Source organism: Sphingorhabdus sp. YGSMI21, assembly GCF_002776575.1.
GTDB lineage: Bacteria > Pseudomonadota > Alphaproteobacteria > Sphingomonadales > Sphingomonadaceae > Parasphingorhabdus.
In genome coordinates this window covers 1,737,078-1,756,225 of the sequence record NZ_CP022548.1, presented here as the reverse complement: position 1 = coordinate 1,756,225, position 19,148 = coordinate 1,737,078, and the positions used below count along the sequence as shown (strand labels likewise).

General features: G+C 58.4%; 22 protein-coding genes and 1 tRNA gene. 10 read left to right on the top strand and 13 right to left on the bottom strand.

Going from position 1 to position 19,148, the window contains the following annotated elements:
- Window positions 1-48: 48 nt before the first annotated feature.
- On the bottom strand, window positions 49-702 hold the full coding sequence (locus CHN51_RS08565; RefSeq protein ID WP_100095491.1) for a S24 family peptidase: 654 nt from the start codon (window positions 700-702) through the stop codon (window positions 49-51).
- Between the two features lie 140 nt (window positions 703-842).
- Between CHN51_RS08565 and CHN51_RS08560 the strand changes: the two genes are divergently transcribed.
- Complete coding sequence (locus CHN51_RS08560; RefSeq protein WP_123906281.1) at window positions 843-1,031, top strand: hypothetical protein; 189 nt, start codon at window positions 843-845, stop codon at window positions 1,029-1,031.
- Window positions 1,021-1,371 (top strand): hypothetical protein, encoded by a 351-nt coding sequence (locus tag CHN51_RS08555; protein ID WP_100093639.1) that lies wholly within the window; start codon window positions 1,021-1,023, stop codon window positions 1,369-1,371. Before CHN51_RS08560 ends, CHN51_RS08555 begins: the two co-directional genes overlap by 11 nt.
- Here the strand turns inward: CHN51_RS08555 and CHN51_RS08550 are convergent, their stop codons facing one another.
- On the bottom strand, window positions 1,372-2,355 hold the full coding sequence (locus CHN51_RS08550; protein ID WP_123906280.1) for a hypothetical protein: 984 nt from the start codon (window positions 2,353-2,355) through the stop codon (window positions 1,372-1,374).
- 61 nt (window positions 2,356-2,416) lie between these two features.
- Complete coding sequence (locus tag CHN51_RS08545; protein WP_100093637.1) at window positions 2,417-3,649, bottom strand: TIGR04063 family PEP-CTERM/XrtA system glycosyltransferase; 1,233 nt, start codon at window positions 3,647-3,649, stop codon at window positions 2,417-2,419.
- Window positions 3,650-3,757: 108 nt separating this feature from the next.
- On the opposite strand from CHN51_RS08545, the gene CHN51_RS19710 reads away from it, so the two are divergent.
- Genes CHN51_RS19710 through dgcA form a run of 3 tightly spaced genes read left to right on the top strand, consistent with a single transcriptional unit; the run spans window position 3,758 to window position 6,337 of the window.
- Window positions 3,758-3,925: a hypothetical protein gene (locus CHN51_RS19710; RefSeq protein ID WP_164089060.1), complete on the top strand. Its 168-nt coding sequence runs from the start codon at window positions 3,758-3,760 to the stop codon at window positions 3,923-3,925.
- Window positions 3,918-5,330, top strand: a complete 1,413-nt coding sequence (locus tag CHN51_RS08540) for a putative O-glycosylation ligase, exosortase A system-associated (RefSeq protein WP_100093636.1) — start codon at window positions 3,918-3,920, stop codon at window positions 5,328-5,330. The genes CHN51_RS19710 and CHN51_RS08540 overlap by 8 nt, the downstream gene beginning before the upstream one ends.
- 35 nt (window positions 5,331-5,365) lie before the next feature.
- Window positions 5,366-6,337 carry an N-acetyl-D-Glu racemase DgcA gene (gene dgcA / locus CHN51_RS08535; protein ID WP_100093635.1) on the top strand — a complete coding sequence of 324 codons (972 nt, stop codon included), beginning with the start codon at window positions 5,366-5,368 and terminating at the stop codon, window positions 6,335-6,337.
- 5 nt (window positions 6,338-6,342) lie between these two features.
- Here the strand turns inward: dgcA and CHN51_RS08530 are convergent, their stop codons facing one another.
- The 4 genes from CHN51_RS08530 to CHN51_RS08515 all read right to left on the bottom strand — a co-directional run bounded on the left by CHN51_RS08530 (window position 6,343) and on the right by CHN51_RS08515 (window position 9,984).
- Window positions 6,343-6,636 (bottom strand): putative quinol monooxygenase, encoded by a 294-nt coding sequence (locus tag CHN51_RS08530; protein WP_100093634.1) that lies wholly within the window; start codon window positions 6,634-6,636, stop codon window positions 6,343-6,345.
- 63 nt (window positions 6,637-6,699) lie between these two features.
- Entirely contained in the window at window positions 6,700-7,878 is a 1,179-nt protein-coding gene (locus CHN51_RS08525; protein ID WP_100093633.1) for an acetyl-CoA C-acyltransferase, read from the bottom strand.
- 110 nt (window positions 7,879-7,988) lie between these two features.
- On the bottom strand, window positions 7,989-9,155 hold the full coding sequence (locus CHN51_RS08520; RefSeq protein ID WP_100093632.1) for a mechanosensitive ion channel domain-containing protein: 1,167 nt from the start codon (window positions 9,153-9,155) through the stop codon (window positions 7,989-7,991).
- Between the two features lie 76 nt (window positions 9,156-9,231).
- On the bottom strand, window positions 9,232-9,984 hold the full coding sequence (locus CHN51_RS08515; protein ID WP_100093631.1) for a TlyA family RNA methyltransferase: 753 nt from the start codon (window positions 9,982-9,984) through the stop codon (window positions 9,232-9,234).
- A gap of 50 nt (window positions 9,985-10,034) precedes the next feature.
- Here CHN51_RS08515 and CHN51_RS08510 point away from each other — a divergent pair, with 50 nt between their 5' ends.
- Window positions 10,035-10,574, top strand: a complete 540-nt coding sequence (locus CHN51_RS08510; RefSeq protein ID WP_123906279.1) for a hypothetical protein — start codon at window positions 10,035-10,037, stop codon at window positions 10,572-10,574.
- 304 nt (window positions 10,575-10,878) lie between these two features.
- Here CHN51_RS08510 and CHN51_RS08505 read toward each other — a convergent pair whose 3' ends face one another.
- Genes CHN51_RS08505 through argH form a run of 5 tightly spaced genes read right to left on the bottom strand, consistent with a single transcriptional unit; the run spans window position 10,879 to window position 15,094 of the window.
- Entirely contained in the window at window positions 10,879-11,352 is a 474-nt protein-coding gene (locus CHN51_RS08505; protein ID WP_100093629.1) for a DUF2721 domain-containing protein, read from the bottom strand.
- On the bottom strand, window positions 11,349-12,125 hold the full coding sequence (locus CHN51_RS08500; protein WP_100093628.1) for a bifunctional precorrin-2 dehydrogenase/sirohydrochlorin ferrochelatase: 777 nt from the start codon (window positions 12,123-12,125) through the stop codon (window positions 11,349-11,351). Before CHN51_RS08500 ends, CHN51_RS08505 begins: the two co-directional genes overlap by 4 nt.
- A gap of 48 nt (window positions 12,126-12,173) precedes the next feature.
- Window positions 12,174-13,433: a diaminopimelate decarboxylase gene (gene lysA / locus CHN51_RS08495; RefSeq protein ID WP_100093627.1), complete on the bottom strand. Its 1,260-nt coding sequence runs from the start codon at window positions 13,431-13,433 to the stop codon at window positions 12,174-12,176.
- 31 nt (window positions 13,434-13,464) lie between these two features.
- Window positions 13,465-13,716: a lipoprotein gene (locus CHN51_RS08490; RefSeq protein WP_100093626.1), complete on the bottom strand. Its 252-nt coding sequence runs from the start codon at window positions 13,714-13,716 to the stop codon at window positions 13,465-13,467.
- Between the two features lies 1 nt (window position 13,717).
- On the bottom strand, window positions 13,718-15,094 hold the full coding sequence (argH, locus tag CHN51_RS08485) for an argininosuccinate lyase (RefSeq protein WP_100093625.1): 1,377 nt from the start codon (window positions 15,092-15,094) through the stop codon (window positions 13,718-13,720).
- 16 nt (window positions 15,095-15,110) lie between these two features.
- Here argH and CHN51_RS08480 point away from each other — a divergent pair, with 16 nt between their 5' ends.
- The 3 genes from CHN51_RS08480 (at window position 15,111) to CHN51_RS08470 (ending at window position 17,038) form a co-directional block, all read left to right on the top strand.
- Window positions 15,111-15,710 (top strand): TlpA disulfide reductase family protein, encoded by a 600-nt coding sequence (locus CHN51_RS08480; RefSeq protein WP_240616922.1) that lies wholly within the window; start codon window positions 15,111-15,113, stop codon window positions 15,708-15,710.
- A gap of 131 nt (window positions 15,711-15,841) precedes the next feature.
- The gene (locus CHN51_RS08475) at window positions 15,842-16,357 is read left to right on the top strand and encodes a cytochrome c (RefSeq protein ID WP_164089058.1); all 516 of its coding nucleotides are present in this window, start codon (window positions 15,842-15,844) and stop codon (window positions 16,355-16,357) included.
- 6 nt (window positions 16,358-16,363) lie between these two features.
- Entirely contained in the window at window positions 16,364-17,038 is a 675-nt protein-coding gene (locus CHN51_RS08470; RefSeq protein WP_100093623.1) for a cytochrome b/b6 domain-containing protein, read from the top strand.
- Between the two features lie 44 nt (window positions 17,039-17,082).
- On the opposite strand, the gene CHN51_RS08465 is transcribed toward CHN51_RS08470, so the two are convergent.
- Window positions 17,083-17,158, bottom strand: a tRNA-Val gene (locus CHN51_RS08465).
- A gap of 534 nt (window positions 17,159-17,692) precedes the next feature.
- On the opposite strand from CHN51_RS08465, the gene dnaA reads away from it, so the two are divergent.
- The gene (gene dnaA, locus CHN51_RS08460; protein WP_100093622.1) at window positions 17,693-19,129 is read left to right on the top strand and encodes a chromosomal replication initiator protein DnaA; all 1,437 of its coding nucleotides are present in this window, start codon (window positions 17,693-17,695) and stop codon (window positions 19,127-19,129) included.
- The last annotated feature ends 19 nt before the right edge of the window (window positions 19,130-19,148 follow it).

Below are 19,148 nucleotides of genomic sequence, written 5' to 3'. Positions count from 1 at the left end.
ATTTGGCGGCGCGATGCGCAACTTGCAAGGCCCCAAAATGGAGAGCCGCTATAGCCGCCGCCCCGTCCATACCACCCGCCCGATGATGTTCACGCTTTCCGCGCTGACATCTTCCCAGTCCGGATATTGCGGATTATCGCTGCGGATCGAGAGTTTTCCCGAAGGGCCCATGGCGATACGTTTGACCAGCAACACGTCATCCATGCGCAGCACATAGATGCCGTCGCGCAAGGGCCGGGAAGCAGCGCTGTGGTCGACCATGATATCATCGCCATCGCCCAGCGTCGGGTCCATCGAATCGCCGTCGACCGCGATCAGCGACAAATGCGCAGGATCGACGCCCAGTCGCCGGAGCCATTTGGGGCCGAAACCCATCGACTCGGCATATTCGTCATCTGCCAGCGATCCCGGGCCAGCCGATGCGCCGACCTGCAACTGCCTGATTCGCAGCAGGCCATCCCGCGCGTCCCGACCGGCGCGACGGGATTCGCGTATGGCCGGAGCCCCGAGCAACCGTTCTTCCACCCCGAAAAATTCCGCCAGCCTGCGCCGGTCATCCTCGTCCAGTTTTTTAGGGACACCGCGGCGGATATATTGCTGGATATAGGCTGCGTTCTTGCCGAGCATCTTCGAGATCGCGGCAAAACCATGCCCGTTCTTGTGGATCAGATGTTCGAGATTGGCACGGGGATCGTCCGACATGATGACCGCAACATAGTGGTACTGGCCGAAATTGGCAATAGGAATTTTCCTAGACATGTAGGAAATCTCATTTCAAATAGGAATTTCCCTATTTAACGAGTCGCCAGAGCGAGCGACCGGAAGCGAAAAGGAGGTCAAGGGTGCCACTATTGCGAAAAATCGAGATATTCCTGCGTGAAACCGACATGTCCTGGACGAAATTCGGACGATTATCGGTTCGCGATCCGCGCTTTGTCCAGGACCTGCGCAACGGACGCCAGCCCGGACGAACCATTTCGGAGCGAGCAGAAAATTTCATGCAAATGTGGCGGACTGAACATGCCGGCTGAGCATGCGCGGCGGAGAGCCCGTCTTCGCGATCCCGGCGCGTTGCTGACCCGGCAGATGGCGGCGCTGGCCGGCGACCATGCTCGCGTCACGCTGAAACGCGAACGTCCCTGGGCGAGTATCACCTTTTCCGGCACGCGCCACTATTTCGCGGTTGAAGGGGACGGGGCAGTCGAACCTGCAGAAATGCAAAGGCTGGCCGCAACGCTGCCGGACCATGAATTCTTGATTCCCGGCCATTTTGTCGCAGATATTTTGGTCACCGACCACAGCGACAAGCGATTGCTGGTCGAGGCCCTGTCGATCATTGATCCCGTGGAGCCCCCGAGAGACGGAAGATGATCAGCGTTGGGCGGTCATTTTTTCCAATGTGCCGAGCGCCGCCTTCAACGCCGCATCCATGTCGGCCTGCCGGCTGGCTTGCGGATCGCTTTCGACCGACTCCACCGACCGCAATGGCGGAATGGCCACCGGAGCGGGCTCTTCGGATATTTTTTCAACCGGGGCCATCTCGACAGGGGCCGGCGCAGACTCGACAGGCGCCTGGAGTGGAGCGGTCCGTGCGCGATTTTCCAAGGCCTCGAGACGTCGCAGGCCCGCTTCAAGGCGGTCGGCAAGCTGGGACAAAGACAATGCGGACAGATCTTCGCGAGGATCGCCGGATGGGGTCGGCTGCGCCTGATTGTCCGACCGGACCGGCTCCGGCTTTTCTTCGGCCACTGGTTCCGGAGCCTTCTCGGCTGCGAACGGATCGGGCTTCACGAGCGGTGCAGCAGAGGGTTTTACCGGCTCTGCGGCCTTCTGATCCACTTCGGGATTGTCAAAGCGCTTGATCGATTCGGCAAGCGGCGTCCCCAGATCCGAGGAAGCGAAAATCGGCTGACGCACCGGAGCATCCGGATGGCGATCGGCAGACCGGACATCGGGCAGGTCCTTCAGCTCGGTCACCTGTCCCGGCGCTTTCTTGGGTTTCTTCAGAAATTTGGTCAGAGACTTTGCCGACAGATTCAATTTTGGCACCGAAAAGCGCGATTTGCCTTCCCGTTCCTCGGCCACCGGCTCCGTCGTCAGATTTTTGCGTAGTGCCAAGCTCATATCGGAGCCTCCTTCATGTGATTTCGTCTTGTGATTCAGAAAAAGATAGAGGGCGGACGCCGAGATCATGCCCGCAAAGACGGCGATCAGTCCACGCGCGGTATTGCCCAGCGGCGGTGCCGCTGCGGGGATGATTTCCGACAGACTGGTCGCCCCGACAATATTTTCAAGATAGACATGTGGCAGGGTCGCCACCACCAGCGCCGCTGCTATGCCGCCAGCGACAGCCATCGCAGGTTGTTTAAACCGGGCAAAGTCCTGCTCTATCGGGTCCACATCAGTCTCCACCATATCAGGCCGCGCGTTCGAATGACTTGCGCTCTATCAACCCTTGGTAAACAGGGGTGTAACGCAAAATGTTTGACGACCAGTTACGATCCGCCTCAACAAATTTTCTCGCAGCTTCAATGACTTGAGGCCAAGAGGCGCTGTTATCAAGCAGCGCTGCGAGTTTTTCGGCCATTTTTTCCGGGTCTCCCGCCGGGAACAGTGTGCCGGTAACCCCGTCTTCGACCAGCTCTCGGTGGCCGCCGACAGACGATGCCGCCACCAGCCGTCCTTGCGCCATCGCCTCCAGCGGCTTGAGCGGGGTAACCAGTTCGGTCAGCCGCATCGCCTTGCGCGGGTAGACCATGATATCCATCAGGCCATAGAAGCGCTCCACGTCCTCATGGGGCACACGGCCGGTGAAGGTCACCGCCGATCCGATACCCAGGCGCTCCACCTGAGCTTTGAGCGCCTCTTCCATCGGACCGCCACCGACGAGCAGCAGATGCACGGCCGGATGGGAGGCCTGAAGAATAGGCAGAGCCGCGACCAGATCATCGAGTCCCTCATAATCATAGAAACTGCCGATGAAACCCAGCACCGATTTCCCGGTCAAGCCCATTTCCTCCAGCAGCGATTCGTCGCGCGCCGGCGGTTCGCCGAACAGTTCCAGATCAACGCCATTGGGAGAGACCGTGATCTTTTCCGGCCTTACGCCGCGTCCGATCAGATCGGATCGCAAACCTTCGCAGATTACTGCAACGGCGTCGGCGCCGTTCACCACATGGTTTTCCAGTTGCCGTGTCAGCCAGTAGCGCGGGCTGTTTTCCCTGCCGGTGCCGTTGCCGACCGCAGCGTCCTCCCAGAATGCCCGAATTTCATAAACCAGCGGCAAGCCCGTTTTCTCGGCAACACGCAGTGCGGCCAATCCATTGAGCGCTGGCGAATGGGCATGCAGGACATCCGGCTGCCATTCGCGAACGACCTGTTCGATTCGCTCCGCCAGAACCGCAACTTCGCGCCATTCGCGAATCGGCGAGGGCCCCTGAACCTGCGCCAATGTGCGGAAAAACTGCAGACCGTCAAATTCCTCCAGCGATCGTTCCGCTACATAGCCATGCTGGTTCTGCCGGACGCCGGTGACACCGGCGACGGTCAGGCCACTGGCTATCTGTGCCTTCATGATCGCCCGGGTGCGAAAGCAATAGCCGCTGTGCAGCGGCAGACTGTGATCCAATATGTGCAATATCCGCGTCATGGCCAAAGGCCCTGCCAAAAAAGGATTAACGTCCCGTCAACCCAATGGCTGTATCGCGCAACCATAGAAGAGCGTGTCTTCACCGCTCGTGCCGGGATGAATGGGTAGATGATAGACAATTTTTCTATCGCTTTGACGCATGGACTGCTGCTTATCGCTGCCTGGCGCCTGATGCACCGGGACGATCTTGATGTCGAAGCCCCGCCCGAGCGCGACAAGGAGCCCGTGGGCTTTGCCAAACAATCCCGTGGAAACGGATCGCTGCCCGATGCGTGATCTCTTCTTCGTCGGCTATATCGTGGCGCTGCTGTTCATCGCCTTCAAGCGTCCGTTCCTGTTTACCCTGATCTACGCCTATGTCGATATCGTGGCACCGCAGCGGCTGAGCTATTTCATGCTGAATTCGGTACCGTTGTCGTTAATCCTCTTCGCTCTGGCCCTGTTCGGCTACATGTTCGCAGACAACAAGCAGGACAGTCGCTTTTCTGTCCGGCAGGCAATGATGATCCTGCTGCTGGCCTATTGCGGCTATACGACAGTGCAGGCGGAAGTGCCCGATGCAGCTCTGGAAAAATGGGACTGGGTGTGGAAGGCACTGGTCTTCGCCATTTTCCTGCCCTTAACTCTCCGAACCAGATTGCGTCTGGAAGCGCTGGCGCTGTTCATGGTGCTGTGCGCCGGCACGTTGATCATCACCGGCGGGATCAAGACGTTGCTCTCCGGCGGCGGTTATGGCGTGCTGGTGCTGCTGGTCGACAATAACAGCGGCCTCTACGAGGGGTCGATCATCTCGACAGTGGCCATCTGCATCATCCCGCTGATTCTCTGGCTGGCCCATCACGGCACCATCTTTCCACCCGACTGGCGGGTGAAGCTGTTCGCTTATGCGCTCATCTTCTCCGCCCTGCTCATTCCCATCGGGACTCAGGCCAGGACGGGTCTGGTGTGCATCGGGGTGCTGGCGGTACTGTTGCTGCGCTTCGCCCGCTACAGGCTGCTCTATGCTGGCTTGGCGGTGGCAATCGGCCTCATGTCCATACCATTTCTCCCGCAGAGTTTTACCGAGCGGATGGCGACCATCGAAAATTACGAAGCGGACCAGTCCGCATCCACTCGCCTCGCGGTCTGGCGATGGACGCTGGACTATGTAAAACAGCATCCCTTCGGTGGCGGTTTCGACGTCTACCGAATCAACAAGCTGACCTACGAGTTGTCGGAAGTGGACGTCGAGCAATATGAGCAATGGGACATTGATCCCGACGATGTCGAAGCAAGGCTTGTTGAGGACGAGGCCCGTGCATTCCACAGCAGCTATTTCGAAATGCTCGGCGAACAGGGATATCCCGGCCTGATCCTGTGGCTGATCATCCATGTCGGTGGCCTTTGGCGCATGGAGATATTGCGACGGAAATATACGAAATCGGATAAGCAAGACGAGCAATGGGTGGCGCCCCTCGCTACCGCGCTGCAGCACGGCCATATCATCTATCTCGTGGGCGCGCTATTCGTCGGCATCGCCTATCAGCCCTTTGTCTATATGCTGGTCGCGCTGCAAATCGGCCTCGACACCTATATGACACGCCGTTCTGCGGAAGCAAAATGGCAGCCGATCGCCAGGCGCGTGACCGGAACCGCCCGGCCGAAAATGCTGGCGCAAACACAGCGACCGCCTGTAAATTGAGTGACGTCTTCCCACCCGCGCATTAGAAGCGGTGCATGAAGATCAACGCATCTGTCTCTATCGAACGCTGGCCCGTCGCCGGCGCCTTCATCATCAGCCGCGGCGCCAAAACCCATGTCGATGTCGTGCAGTGCGAACTGACGGATGGCCATTTTACCGGCAGGGCCGAGGCAACACCGATCTATTATGAAGGCGAAAGCGCCGAAAAATGCGCAGAGCAGATCGAGCAATTTGTTGCCGAGCATCCCGATCTCGATCGCGCAATCGTACTGCAGAACATGCGCCGAGGTGCCGCCCGTAACGCCCTCGATTGCGCGCTCTGGGATCTGGAATGCCGGAAAACGGACAAGCCCCTTTGGCAGCTCGCGGGCTTGCCCGAACCGGCTCCGCTAACGACCGCCTTCACGATTTCGCTTGGCGAGCCGGCCATCATGGAAGCCGAAGCCCGGAAAGCGGCTGCAAAGGGCCATGGGCTGCTGAAACTGAAATTGTCCGGTCAGGACGATCACGCGCGCGTCGCCGCCGTCCATCGCGGCGCGCCTGCTGCCCGTTTGATCGTGGATGCCAATGAAAGCTGGAACGATCTCGACATTGCAGCCGAAGCCGCACGGCTGGCGCAATATGCCGTCGAACTGATCGAACAGCCCGTGAGTGCAGGCCGGGATCATCTGCTCAGCGGGGTCCGGTCGCCGGTTCCGCTTTGCGCCGACGAAAGCTGCCACACGAGCGCCGATGTCGAACGGATCGCACCCTTTTACGATGCCGTGAACATCAAGCTCGACAAGGCGGGTGGATTGACCGAAGCCATGGCGATTGCCCATGCGGCGCAGGCAGCCGGCCTGAAAATCATGGTCGGCTGCATGCTCTCCACATCACTGGGTATCAAGCCAGCCTACGCGCTCGCGCAGCTTGCCCAATGGGTTGATCTCGACGGCCCGCTGCTGCTCGCCAGAGACCGGCCCGATGGATTTCAATTCGACAGCGGGATCATATCTCCCGCCGGCTGAACAAATTAGATGCCGTCGAGCTGTTCGATTACCGGCGCAGCCGCCATGCAAGGCGCGAGCTTGGGTCCACTGGCCCGGAAATGATCGGATTTCCCGTGCGCATCGAGAGCAGCCTGATCGACGTAGCGCTCGAGCACTTTATATTGCTGGGGGTTTTCCTTGCTCTGGAAGACCGAATAAAATTCATTGCCCGGCTCGTTGGCGCGAACAGCCGCCATGAGTTCGGAAAAAGCGGCTTCGAAATCGGCATTCTTGCCTTCGGCTACGGTCAATGTCGCGATGATGCCTACTGCTGCCATGATTGTCTCTCCCTGATAAAAAAAGGGCCGGCGATTTCCCGCCGACCCCTTATGTCTTGATTTCTAGAAAATTTCGAACAGTCCGGCTGCGCCCTGGCCGCCGCCGATGCACATGGTCACCACGGCATATTTCGCGCCGCGACGCTTGCCTTCGATCAAAGCGTGGCCGGTGCAACGCGCGCCGGTCATGCCATAGGGGTGACCGATCGAGATCGAGCCGCCATTGACGTTCAGAAGCTCGTCTGGAATGCCCAGTTTCTGCTGGCAGTAAAGCACCTGCACGGCGAAAGCCTCGTTCAACTCCCAAAGGCCGATGTCATCCATCTTGACGTTAAAGCGTTCGAGCAATTTCGGGATCGCGAAGACCGGACCAATGCCCATTTCGTCAGGCTTGGTACCGGCAACCGCCATACCAACATAGCGTCCGAGCGGGTTGAGGCCCGCTTTCTCGGCTGCCTTGGCTTCCATCACAACGCTGGCCGCCGAACCGTCGGAAAGCTGCGAAGCGTTGCCGGCGGTTACGATCTTGTCAGGTCCGAGAACGGGCTGCAGCTTTTGCAGACCTTCGAGCGTGGTCGACGGACGGTTGCCCTCGTCCTTGTTGATCGTGACCTCGACGTGGGAAATCTCTTTGGTTTCCTTGTCCTGGACGCCCATGGTCGTGGTCACTTCGACGATTTCAGCGTCAAAACGGCCAGCTTCCTGAGCCGCCGCTGTGCGCATCTGCGACTGCAGGGCATATTCGTCACAGGCTTCGCGGCTGATGCCATAGCGTTCGCCAACCACTTCGGCCGTCTGCAGCATCGGCATGTAGATATCGTCATGCATCTTCAGCAGTTCACGGTCCGGCTGGACCCGCATTTCCGGTGTCTGGACGGTCGAGATCGAATCCTGTCCGCCGCCGACAACGACGTCCATCATGTCCAGCGTGACTTGCTTGGACGCTGTAGCAATCGCCATCAGACCGGATGAACATTGGCGGTCGATCGTCATGCCGGGCACTTCGATCGGGAAGCCGGCACGCAATGCAACCTGGCGAGCGAGGTTTCCGCCCTGAGAACCCTGCTGCAACGCGCTGCCCCAGACGACATCGTCGATTGTGCCGGGATCGATGCCCGCTCTTTCGACGGCCGCTTTTGCGGAATAATGGCCGAGTGTGGCACCGGTTGTGGTGTTGAAAGCACCCTTATAGGCGCGCCCGATGGGGGTACGGGCGGTGGAAACGATGACTGCGTCACGCATTGTGCAATTCCTTTATAGTTTAGATCGGAGTCGAATTTTGAGCGCATTGTCCCCGTTAATCGGCCAATTAACAAGGGATTTTTTCAGCCCGGCGCTGCCGTTACGGAACGCTAGTCGTTGGTGACCGTCACCGGGAAGCCGCCCTCCGGATATGGCAAAATCATCTCACCATCAGGGGCTGCGGTGAACGTGGTCTGGGTCGGATAAGCAAATTCCAGACCTTCCTCGTTGAAACGTTGTAGGATCGCCAAACCGATACGGTGCCGGCCCTCGAAGACCACTTCATAATCGCTGCTCATGATATCGAAATCGAGCTGGAAGTCGATCGAACTGTCGCCAAATCCGATAAAGCCCGAACGGATGAAGTTCGCATCGTGGGATTCGACAATTTCCTTTAGCAAACCTGGAATACGCCGCGCATCATCAGGCTTTGTCTGATAGATGACGCCTATGCCATAGCGGGTGCGCCGCCGCGCCAGCCGCGTCAGATTGGTTATTTCCATGTCGAGCAGATTGGTGTTCGAGATGATCACCTCTTCCCCCATGATCGAGCGCAAGCGCGTGCTTTTCAGACCGATTTTTTCGATGGTTCCCGTCGTCGTACCATAGGTAATCGTATCACCGGCGCGGAACGGCTTGTCGAAAATGATCGACAGCGCGGCGAAGAGATCGGAGAAAATCCCCTGTGCCGCAAGACCGATGGCGATACCACCGACCCCGAGACCGGCAATCAGGCCCGTGACATTGATCCCGAGATTGTCGAGAATCATGATGGTAGCGATGGCGAACAACACGAAGGTCACCAATATGCGGATCAGGGTCATCGCGCTGTGCAGCGTTTCATGCTGGTCGGGATCCTGCGACGTCCGGCGAATGATCAGCCCAAGGATGATCTCCCGGAGCCAGATGGCCGTCTGGACCACGGCAGCGATGGTGAACAGCACCTGCACGATGCGGTCAACGCTGGAGGGCGCGTTGGCAAAGCTGACCACGAGCTGGGCGGAGACCATCAGCATGAATATCTTGCTAGTGCGGGCAATCGCCTTGACGATGATGGTGCGATAGCCGGTCAGGCCGACATTGTTGCGGACGTAACGGGCGGCGAAGCGCTTGATCGCGCCGAGCAGAAAGAAAATCCCGGTGCCGATGGCAACCGCGATGATAAGTTCCACATAATTGTTGGCCAGCCAGTCGGAAGAATCGGTGATCAAGCGTTGAAAAGCAGCCCCGATATGCGGGACGGTCGGGAGTAGAGCGGGTTCTGTTGTAATGGCCATAATCTTTCAGCTAGAAAGAAACAGTACCAATAACAAGCGGTGCGGTTCCAAAAGGCCGGCAAAAACAGCCTGCTTCCTATTTTGTTGCCCCGATAAGAAACTCTACATTGCCCTTGGGGCCAGTGATCGGGCTTTCGGTAATCCCGAGAATGTCCCAGCCCGACGCAATCAGCCAGTCCCTCACTTTATCGCAGGTCGCCAACCGGACCGCTTCGTCGCGAACGACGCCACCCTTGCCGACATCCTGGCGCTCTGCCTCGAATTGCGGCTTTATCAGCGCCATCAGAATCGCCTTATCGCCGGCAAATTCGAGCGGTCGCTCGAGCACTTTGACCAGTGAAATAAAACTCGCATCGCACACGATGATATCGACTGTTTCCGGAATATGCCGATCGGTGAGAACGCGGGCGCTGGTTTGCTCGTGGACCACGACCCGGTCATCCTGCCGCAGCTTCCACGCCAGCTGGTTGGTGCCGCTGTCCACAGCGTAAACCTTTTTCGCTCCAGCAGTGAGCAGGACGTCGGTAAAACCACCGGTGCTGCTGCCGACGTCCATCGCGGTCATACCCGTCACATCAATGTCAAAATGCCGCAGGGCGTGATCCAGCTTGATGCCGCCACGCGAAACCCACGGATGGTCCTTGCCCTTGACTATAATCGCCGCATCACCGGCTATCTTTTGTCCCGGCTTGTCGATTTTCTTGCCATTCACCGTCACCAGACCGGCCATGATATAGGCTTGCGCCTTGGCGCGGCTTTCGGCGAGGCCGCGATCCGTCAATATCTGGTCAACGCGCTGCTTGGCGACTTTGGGATCGGACTGGCTCATAGGAAATCAGGACTAGCCTAGCGTCACGCTTTTGGCCATATTCCTTTACCATGAGAATCATTTCATCCCCGCTCTTTCTTTCCCTGGCTGTGCTGGTACTGGCGGCCTGCTCGTCGGCTCTTCCGGAGCCCGCCCCCGCGCCGCAACCGGTTAAGCCGGTCGCGCGGCCAGCGCCGGCCCCGGCCCAGCCTGCGGGCAACTGGATCGACTGGCCGATCACACCCGGCGACTGGATTTACCGGGAAGATGCGCGTGGGTCGCTGGCATTGTTCGGGAAAACAGATCAATCGGCGATCTTCATAGTCCGTTGCGACCGGTCGCGGCGGAAGCTGTTCCTCTCCCGCGCGGGAACGGTTGGCAGCGGTGCGACCATGATCCTGCGCGCCAGCGCGGGTCTGCAATCCTATCCCGCCAGCAACAGTGGTGGTACGCCGCCATATGCTGCCATTTCGGTTTCCCCCGGCGACATCATGATGGATCGCATTGCCTATAGCCGTGGCCGCTTTGCCGTCGAAACCAGTGGCCTGCAATCCATTGCAATCCCGATATGGCCGGAGTTCAGTCGTGTGGTGGAAGATTGCCGGAGCTGAACCGCTGGATCTCAGGCCGGAACGCGCAATTGTGACAGCAAAATAAAATAATTCAAGACTTGTTCGGAAACAGGCGTTGATTCACATTCACAGCGTCGAACAGCGGAGAAGTTTCAATGCAACAGTTCGTATTTTATTCACAAGCGAAAGGAGGTGGTCCGATGTCTCATGGTTCAGCACAGGGGTCGGAAAAATCCGTTCGGGGGGCAATTCTGGTCTAAGGATCAGGCAACCCGGCAGCGGCACTTCCTACCGCTGACCCATGTTCAGAGGCTGTTGGTCCCAAGGGACCGGCAGCCTCTTTTCATTGCGCGCTGTCGGTTTTCTCCAGATATTCCTCGCGGATCATGAAATCGCGAACGCCAATCCGCACCTCCCGCAGGAACTGGATAAGGGCGATAGAAAGCAGGCTGATCGCAATGACGAATGCGCTCGCTATGGCAAGCGAAAGATCGATGCCGGTCAGCTCCATGATGAACAATATGCCGATCAGAGCGCAGGCTGTGATCGCGCTGACAACGCTCAGGAAAATGGCGCTGTTGACGACCCTGAGCCGTACCTGCAGGTCGCCCAGCTCGGCAACGACAAGCGCGTGATCCTTGCCGGTGGTCGACTTGAACAGCTCCTGCAGATCACGAGACCGGTCGATGATCCGCGCCAGACGCCCGGCGAACAGGTTGAGCATTGCCCCGATACCAACCAGCAGAAATGCGGGCGCCAGGGCCGTCTGCAGCACCGTGACGATATTGGCATTGGCGATTTCGGAAATTCCGGTCATCTTTTCATCCGTATCCGCAGGGTCAGTCCCTCTATAGGGCTTTCGTCCCACAATGTCAGGGCGAAACGCTGGGCATCGGCCCGGGCGCGGGCGAGCACCGCTTCCGGCACGTCATCACCTGCAAATATCTGATCAGCCTGACCCAGCCAGCGCGCCTGGCGCAACGTCAGATCATCGGGGTCGGCGCTCGCCAGTTCCAGATCGATGACCTGCGAGCGGGCCCCGCCGTGCGGCTGCTCAAGCCATGCTTCCAAATCTTCCAATTCATGCTCGGCGAGCACGTCGAGCGGGCCGCCGGGATCGAGCACGGCATCAATCGCCTTGCGGCGCGCGGCTGCATCCGGCCAAGTCTGCTGTATCCGTTCCCGCGCTGCCAGCAATCCCTGCGCCAGGGTCCCCAGACTGGCTGGCAGCAATTGCTCCAGCCGCTGTCGCAGCGCCTTGGCCAATCCGGCCGACGCACCGCCCGTGCCGATGGCAAGCAGCACCGGATCGCGGTCGATGATCGCAGGAGTGGTATAGTCGCACAGCGCAGAGCGATCGACGGCGTTGACCAGCAGACCCCTGGCTTTCAGGCGCGCGACCGCTGCGATCGCTTCGTCATCATTTTCCAGCGCCACCACCGCCAGCGAAAGACCGTCGGCATTTTCGTCGTCGGTGATTGTCGCGCCGGCCCGTTCATAGAGACGCTTCTTGGCGTCGGCCATTTCGCCACGGCCGAGAAGGAGGATCTTGCGACCCTGCAAATTGACGAAGATAGGCAACTGTTTCATCGCATTCACCTATTTATCCGGCCATCCCGGTGCTTGCCGGTGTGACGGTTATTTCAGCCAGTCGGGGACATGTTCCGCTGCCATGATAGTCGCCGGTTCGATCCGTTCGGCGACCACGGCATAGCGATCACCATCGACCAGCACTTCCGGCACCAGCGGCCGACTGTTATAGGTATTGGCCATCGTCGCGCCATAGGCGCCCGCTGTCCGGAAAATCCCCAAATCATCTGTCTCGACACGGTCAACGACCCGTTCCTTGGCAAAAATGTCGCTGCTTTCGCAGATCGGGCCGACAATCGAGGCGACCATCGTTTCGCCGCTTGGTTCGACCGCTTCAAAATCATGCCAGGCGTCATAGATAGCCGGCCGCATCAGATCATTCATTGCCGCGTCGACAATGACAAAATCGCTGTTCACGCCCGGCTTGATCCGGATGACCCTGGTGATCATGATGCCGCTGTTGCCGGCGATCACGCGGCCGGGCTCGAACATCAGGGTGACATCCCAGTCCCGGGTGACGCGTGCGACCATGGCGCCATATTCTGCGGGGCTCGGCGGATTGTCTTCAGGCTTGTAAGGCACACCCAGACCGCCGCCCAGATCGACATGGGTAATGACATGGCCAGCGCCGCGCAACTGGGCAACCAGTTCGCCCATTCTGGCATAGCATTTTTCCAGCGGGTCGAGGCTCTGCAACTGGCTGCCGATATGCACGGCGACACCGCGCAGGTTCAGCCCTTCGAGTCTGGACAGCCGCGCGTAGATATCCGGCGCGACATCGATCCCGACCCCGAATTTATTCTCTTTCTTGCCAGTCGAGATCTTCGCATGGGTGCCGGCATCGACATCGGGGTTAACGCGCAGCGTTGCCGAGGCCTTCTCCCCGCGGGCAGCCGCGATTTCCGCGAGCATCACGCCTTCCTCTTCCGATTCCAGATTGAATTGGCCAATGCCCTTGTCCAAGCCCAGAGTCAGTTCTTCGCGGCTCTTTCCAACACCGGAAAAAACGATATCCTCTGCCTTCATGCCAGCGGCCAGCGCCCGCAGCATTTCCCCGCCCGACACCACGTCCCCGCCATAGCCTTCATTGGCAAGGATACGAAGGACGGCAAGATTGGGGTTGGCTTTCACGGCAAAAGCGAGATGGATTTTGCCCGCGTCTTTCAACCCTTCACGAAACACGCGCGCGTGCCGTTCAAGCGTTGCACGCGAATAGACATAGACAGGGGTGCCGACTTCCTCGGCGATTTTCGGCAACGGAATATCTTCCGCGTGCAATATCCCATTTTTGAGCTGGAAATGGTCCAATTTTCTATACTTTCAAACGTGTGGAAAAGGTTCAGCCGGGAGGCGGCAGATCGAATTCGTCATCCTGCCGTTTTTCCGACCGGCGGAGCAATTCATCGCTGCGCTCCGGCATCGCCTGGCTCGACGGGACCAACAGGTCCTCACCACTGGGTGTCTCCATTTCTCCATAGACGGGAGGAGGAAGCGTCTCGCCTTTCGCCGGCTCCAGCGCGCCCCGGTTGCCACATGCCGCCAGAACCAGCGTTGCGCCCGCGAGCAGCAGGATAGAATGGAATTTGTTCATTTCAGCTCTCCAGCCCCAATGCTTTTCTGGCCCTGGCAACCTGTGCCCTGACCTGATCCGGCGCGGTCCCGCCATAGCTGGACCGGCTGGCTACCGAGGCATCGACGCTCAACACGTTGAATACGTCGGCAGTGATCCGGTCGTCGATTGCCTGGAATTGCTCAAGTGTAAGATCGGCAAGGCCGCAGCCCTGTTCTTCCGCCAGGGAAACGACAGCGCCGGTAACATGATGCGCTTGCCGAAAGGGCAGCTTGGCTTCGCGGACCAGCCAATCGGCAAAATCGGTCGCGGTCGAGAAACCGGATTCCGCCAGAGCGCGCATCCGGCTGCCGCTGAATTCGACCTCGGCGATCATCCCGGTCATCGCTGCAATCGACAGGCCGAGCAGGTCATGGGCTTCGAACACCGGCGGCTTGTCGTCCTGCATATCTTTCGAATAAGCGAGCGGCAGTCCCTTCATGGTGATCACCAGCGCGTTCATCGCGCCGGCGATCCGTCCGCAATGGCCGCGCACCAGCTCGGCAGCATCGGGATTGCGCTTCTGCGGCATGATCGAGGAGCCGGTCGAAAAACTGTCGGGCAGTTTGACGAAGCCAAAGGGCTGGCTTGCCCAGATGACAAATTCTTCCGCCAGTCGTGACAGGTGCAGGCTGCATTGTGTTGCCGCCATCAGATAGTCGAGCGCGAAATCCCGATCCGAAACCGAATCGAGGCTGTTGCCCGTCGGACCATCAAAACCCAGCATCGACGCAGTTTTTTCGCGGTCAATCGGGAAACCGGTGCCAGCCAGCGCTGCGGCGCCAAGTGGTGATTCGTTCATCCGCTTCCGCGCATCGGCAAAGCGGGAACGGTCCCGCCGGATCATCTCGTAATAGGCCATCATATGATGGCCTAGGCTGACCGGCTGGGCGGATTGCAAATGGGTGAAGCCCGGCATGATCGTGTCGGCATGTTCTTCAGCGCGATCGACCAGAGCCTTTTGCAGGCTTCCCAGAGCATCATCGACCATGTCCATGGCTTCGCGCACCCAGAGCCGGAAATCGGTGGCCACCTGGTCATTGCGCGACCGCGCGGTGTGCAGCCGGCCGGCTACTGGTCCGATAATTTCCGAGAGCCGTGCTTCCACGTGCATATGGATATCTTCGAGATCAAGGTCTTCGGTAATCCCATCGGTCTCATATTCCTGCGCGATCTGATTCAGACCATTTATGATCTGCGTCGCGTCCTCGGCCTCGACAATGCCCTGCTCCGCCAACATGGCGACATGCGCCAGGCTGGCGCGAATATCGTGCCGCCATAATTTCTTGTCGAACGGGATGGACGCGTTTATCTCGCGCATGATTGATGAAGGGCCATCGGCAAATCTGCCACCCCACATGATATTGGAATTTTTTGTGCCTTTTGTGATGCGAACCGTCCTGTTCATGGTCTTGGTGTTGAACCTAGCGGCCTGCGATAGAGACTCGAGCGGACCGGGGCAAGAATTTGCTGGTGCCAAAGCGACGGAAGAGGGCAAACCCGCTGGACGTGGCAAGGCCATGGTCGGCAAGCTGGACATTTCCCAGCGCGGCTCAGCGATGATCGACGCCTCCTTTCAGGCACCCGATGGAAGCACTGTGCAACTGACCGATTTCGTCGGCAAGCCGCTGCTGGTAAATATCTGGGCGACCTGGTGCGGGCCGTGCATTGTCGAAATGCCGATGCTGGACAATCTGGCTGCGCGCGAAAAGGACCGGCTCAAGCTTCTGGTTGTGTCGCAGGACATCGGGGGCATGGAAAAAGTGATGCCGTTTTTCGAGCGCCGGAATTTTCAGGAACTGGAGCCCTATATTGATCCCGAGAACGGACTGAGTTTCGGTTTCGGAACCGGGGTCATGCCGACGACCGTTCTCTACGATGCGCACGGCAAGGAAGTCTGGCGAGTGATAGGTGCAATGGATTGGGATGGCGCCAAGGCCGCAGCCTTGCTGGAAGAAACGCTGGCGGAAAACTGACTGCGATCTTTCATCAGGCCGCGCGGTAAACGCTACCACACGGGATGCAGCGCTTTGCGAAAAGGCAGAACCGATTGTATTTGTACCGAACTCGGCTATTCTTCGATGGTTCAAGCCTATTGGAGAATGAGATGAAACGTCGCAAAATTCAAATGATGCTGCCGGTTTTCGCCGGACTGACCCTGCTTTCAGCTTGTGGCCAGAATGATGAAGCCGGACCGGTTTCCGATTCCGCCGGCGTCGAGCTCGCCAATGGTCTCACCGTGAAAGAGCAAATCGAAGCGCGACAGGCGCAACTCAAGAAAATGGGCAAGGCGTTCAAGGCCATCAGCGATCAGCTGAAGGCAAGCAACCCCGATCTGGCCCAGATCCAGGCTGCCGCTGCAGTCGTTCCGATAGAGGCGGCCGACATGGTCGATTGGTTCCCGGAAGGAACCGGTCCCGACTCGGGCGTGGAAACCGAAGCGCTTCCGGTCATCTGGGAGGACAAGGCGGATTTCAATGACAAGGTGAAGGCGATGCAGGACGCAGCCGCAAAGCTCGAGACGGTCGCACAAGGCGGCGATGTCACAGCCGTTGCCGCCGCTTTCCAGAACACAGGCGGCACGTGCAAAGCCTGTCACGACAAATATCGGCTGGATGACTAGCCTGTCATGACGATGGGTTCGCCGCGCATCCTGGTCTGGGACTGGGCCGTCCGGCTGGTGCACTGGCTGATGGTTATTCTCGTTCCCCTGCTCTGGTGGACAGCAGAGGAGGACCATATGGATTGGCACAAAAGCCTTGGCCTGACCATGTTCGGCCTCGTTCTTTTTCGGCTGATTTGGGGACTGGTCGGGACATGGACAGCGCGTTTTGCCCCGATGGTGCGACAGATCGGATCGCTCAGATCCTACATCGGAAAACTGCGCAGACGGGAATATCGCGCGAGCTTCGGGCACAGTCCGCTGGCCGTATTCGGCGTCTTTGCGCTGCTGCTGGCGCTTGCCACCCAAATAGCGACAGGACTGTTTTCCGTAGACGTCGATGGTCTGGAATCGGGACCGCTTGCCGTTCTGGTGTCGTTCGATACCGGGAGGCAGTTGGCCGAGATCCACGAACTCAATTTCAATCTGCTGGCGGTGCTGATCGGACTGCATGTCGCGGCGATCGCTGTCTATCATTTCGTCCTGAAAGCCAATCTGGTTGGACCGATGGTCACCGGCCACCGACCGCGTTCCGATTTCGATGGACAGGCGCTGCCGGAAAATAAAATGCGGCTTTTCCCGATAATGACTGCAATCATCCTGTCGGCGGCCTGCGTTATTGCAATATCGGAATTTGGCTGAGGCGATTCGCCCAAGCAAGGCATCACCGATCCATTTGGGGGTGATGGTGGGCGATGACGGGCTCGAACCGCCGACATCTTCGGTGTAAACGAAGCGCTCTACCAACTGAGCTAATCGCCCCCATAACACGATGCAATTGAGCATCGATGAGGTCAGGCGAGCGCCACTGCCAAATCACGACGCCTTTGGCAAGCCTATTTGCATAGCTTTGCCGACAAGATGATCGTGAGGAGATTTTACATGGCGGTTTGCCATGATCATTTTGCCATTAACCAGAACCCTAGCTGACTCCGCGATTCGCGAGTTATACATCCTTATCCACAGTATATTTCCCCTGTATTTCAAGGACCTAAAAAGATATTTAGCAAAATCCACGGCTTGTCGCTGTCAATCGATATATTTCATTTTTTTTACAGCACCGCCCTTGATCGACTCAGGCAGAGGCGCTTACTAAGGAGGCTCGGCTGGTGGCTGCGATTGCCACAAAGAGGCCTAATTTGAAATTTGAGATCATCGTTGAAAACGTGTTTTCAGCAACGGACGTCTGCGCCCGATTCATTCCCATGGCTGGGGGTATTGAAGGCTGCTGAATTCAGGATCTGCGGTCAAGTATCGGCGTTATGATCGCGCGCCAATCGGGGAAGAGGTCGGGGGATGCTCGTGAGTAAAAGCGTACAAAACCGGGATAGCGGACTGTCTGTAGACACTGCCGTTGCCGGGGAAACTGTTATTTCTGATAATCTGGAATCTATCTGGGCCAAAATCTGTTCCGGCCTCCGCCGGGACCTGGGTGCCCAGATTTTCGGCCAGTGGATCAAGCCGATCAAACTTTCGGTGTTCGATTCGGATAGCGGATTGCTGCAACTGGAACTCCCGTCGGAATTTGCCGCCACCTGGGTCCGGGACCGTTACGCCGAGCGTCTTTTGCTGGCATGGAAGGCCCATCACGCGGCGGTCACGGATCTGGCATTTCAGGCTCAATCAGGAACCGCGAAAATCGCCAAGATTTCGCCCATTAGTGGCGCTCCCGCACAGTCTGCCAACAGAACTGCTCCCGAAAGCAAATTTCGCCTTGATCTGGATCCGCGGATGACGTTTGACCAGTTTATTGCCGGTCACTCGAATGTTCTGGCGCTCAATGCCGCGCAACGCACGGCAGCAGCAGAGAAACCGCTGTTCAGCCCACTTTATCTCCAGTCCTCGACCGGCCAGGGCAAGACTCACCTGATGCACGCCATCGGCCATGCTTTCCGCGAGGAATTTCCGTCCTCGACGATCATCTATATGTCGGCCGAGCGGTTCATGATCGAGTTTGTCTCCGCCATGCGCCGCAACGAAGGCATGGAATTCAAGGCGTCGCTGCGCGAAGCGGATCTGCTGATGATCGATGACATCCAGTTCATCGTCGGAAAAAATTCCACGCAGGAGGAATTTCTCCACACCGTCGATTCGCTGATCAGCCAGGGCAAGCGCGTTGTCGTCGCGGCAGACCGTCCACCGCAAGCGCTCGATGGCGTCGACCAGCGGCTGCTGTCGCGTCTGTCCATGGGGCTGGTTGCAGACATCCAGTCGGCTGGCCTCGAATTGCGCCGCGATATTCTCGAGCATCGCCTTGCAACCATGCCCCACCAGAATGTTTCAGAGGAGGTCGTCGACTTTCTCGCCCGTACAATCAGCCGCAATCTGCGCGAGCTGGAAGGCGGACTCAACAAGTTGCTCGCTTATGCACAGCTCACCGGACGCGAGATCACCCGCGAACTGGCCGAGGAGCAATTATCGGACATATTGAGCGCCTGTCGCCGCCGGATCACGATCGACGAGATCCAGCGCACGGTGTGCGAATATTACCGGCTTGATCGCAACGAGATGTCATCGAAGCGCCGCGCCCGCGCGGTGGCCCGTCCGCGCCAGGTTGCCATGTATCTCGCCAAGGTGATGACGCCGCGCAGCTATCCCGAAATCGGTCGGAAATTTGGCGGCCGCGACCACAGCACGGTCATCCATGCGGTCAAACTGGTGGAGCATCTGCGCGGCGAAGACAGCGAAATGGACAATGACGTCCGGATGCTGCTCCGCCAGCTTGAAAGCTGATCCGCTTTCAAGCCAGAGG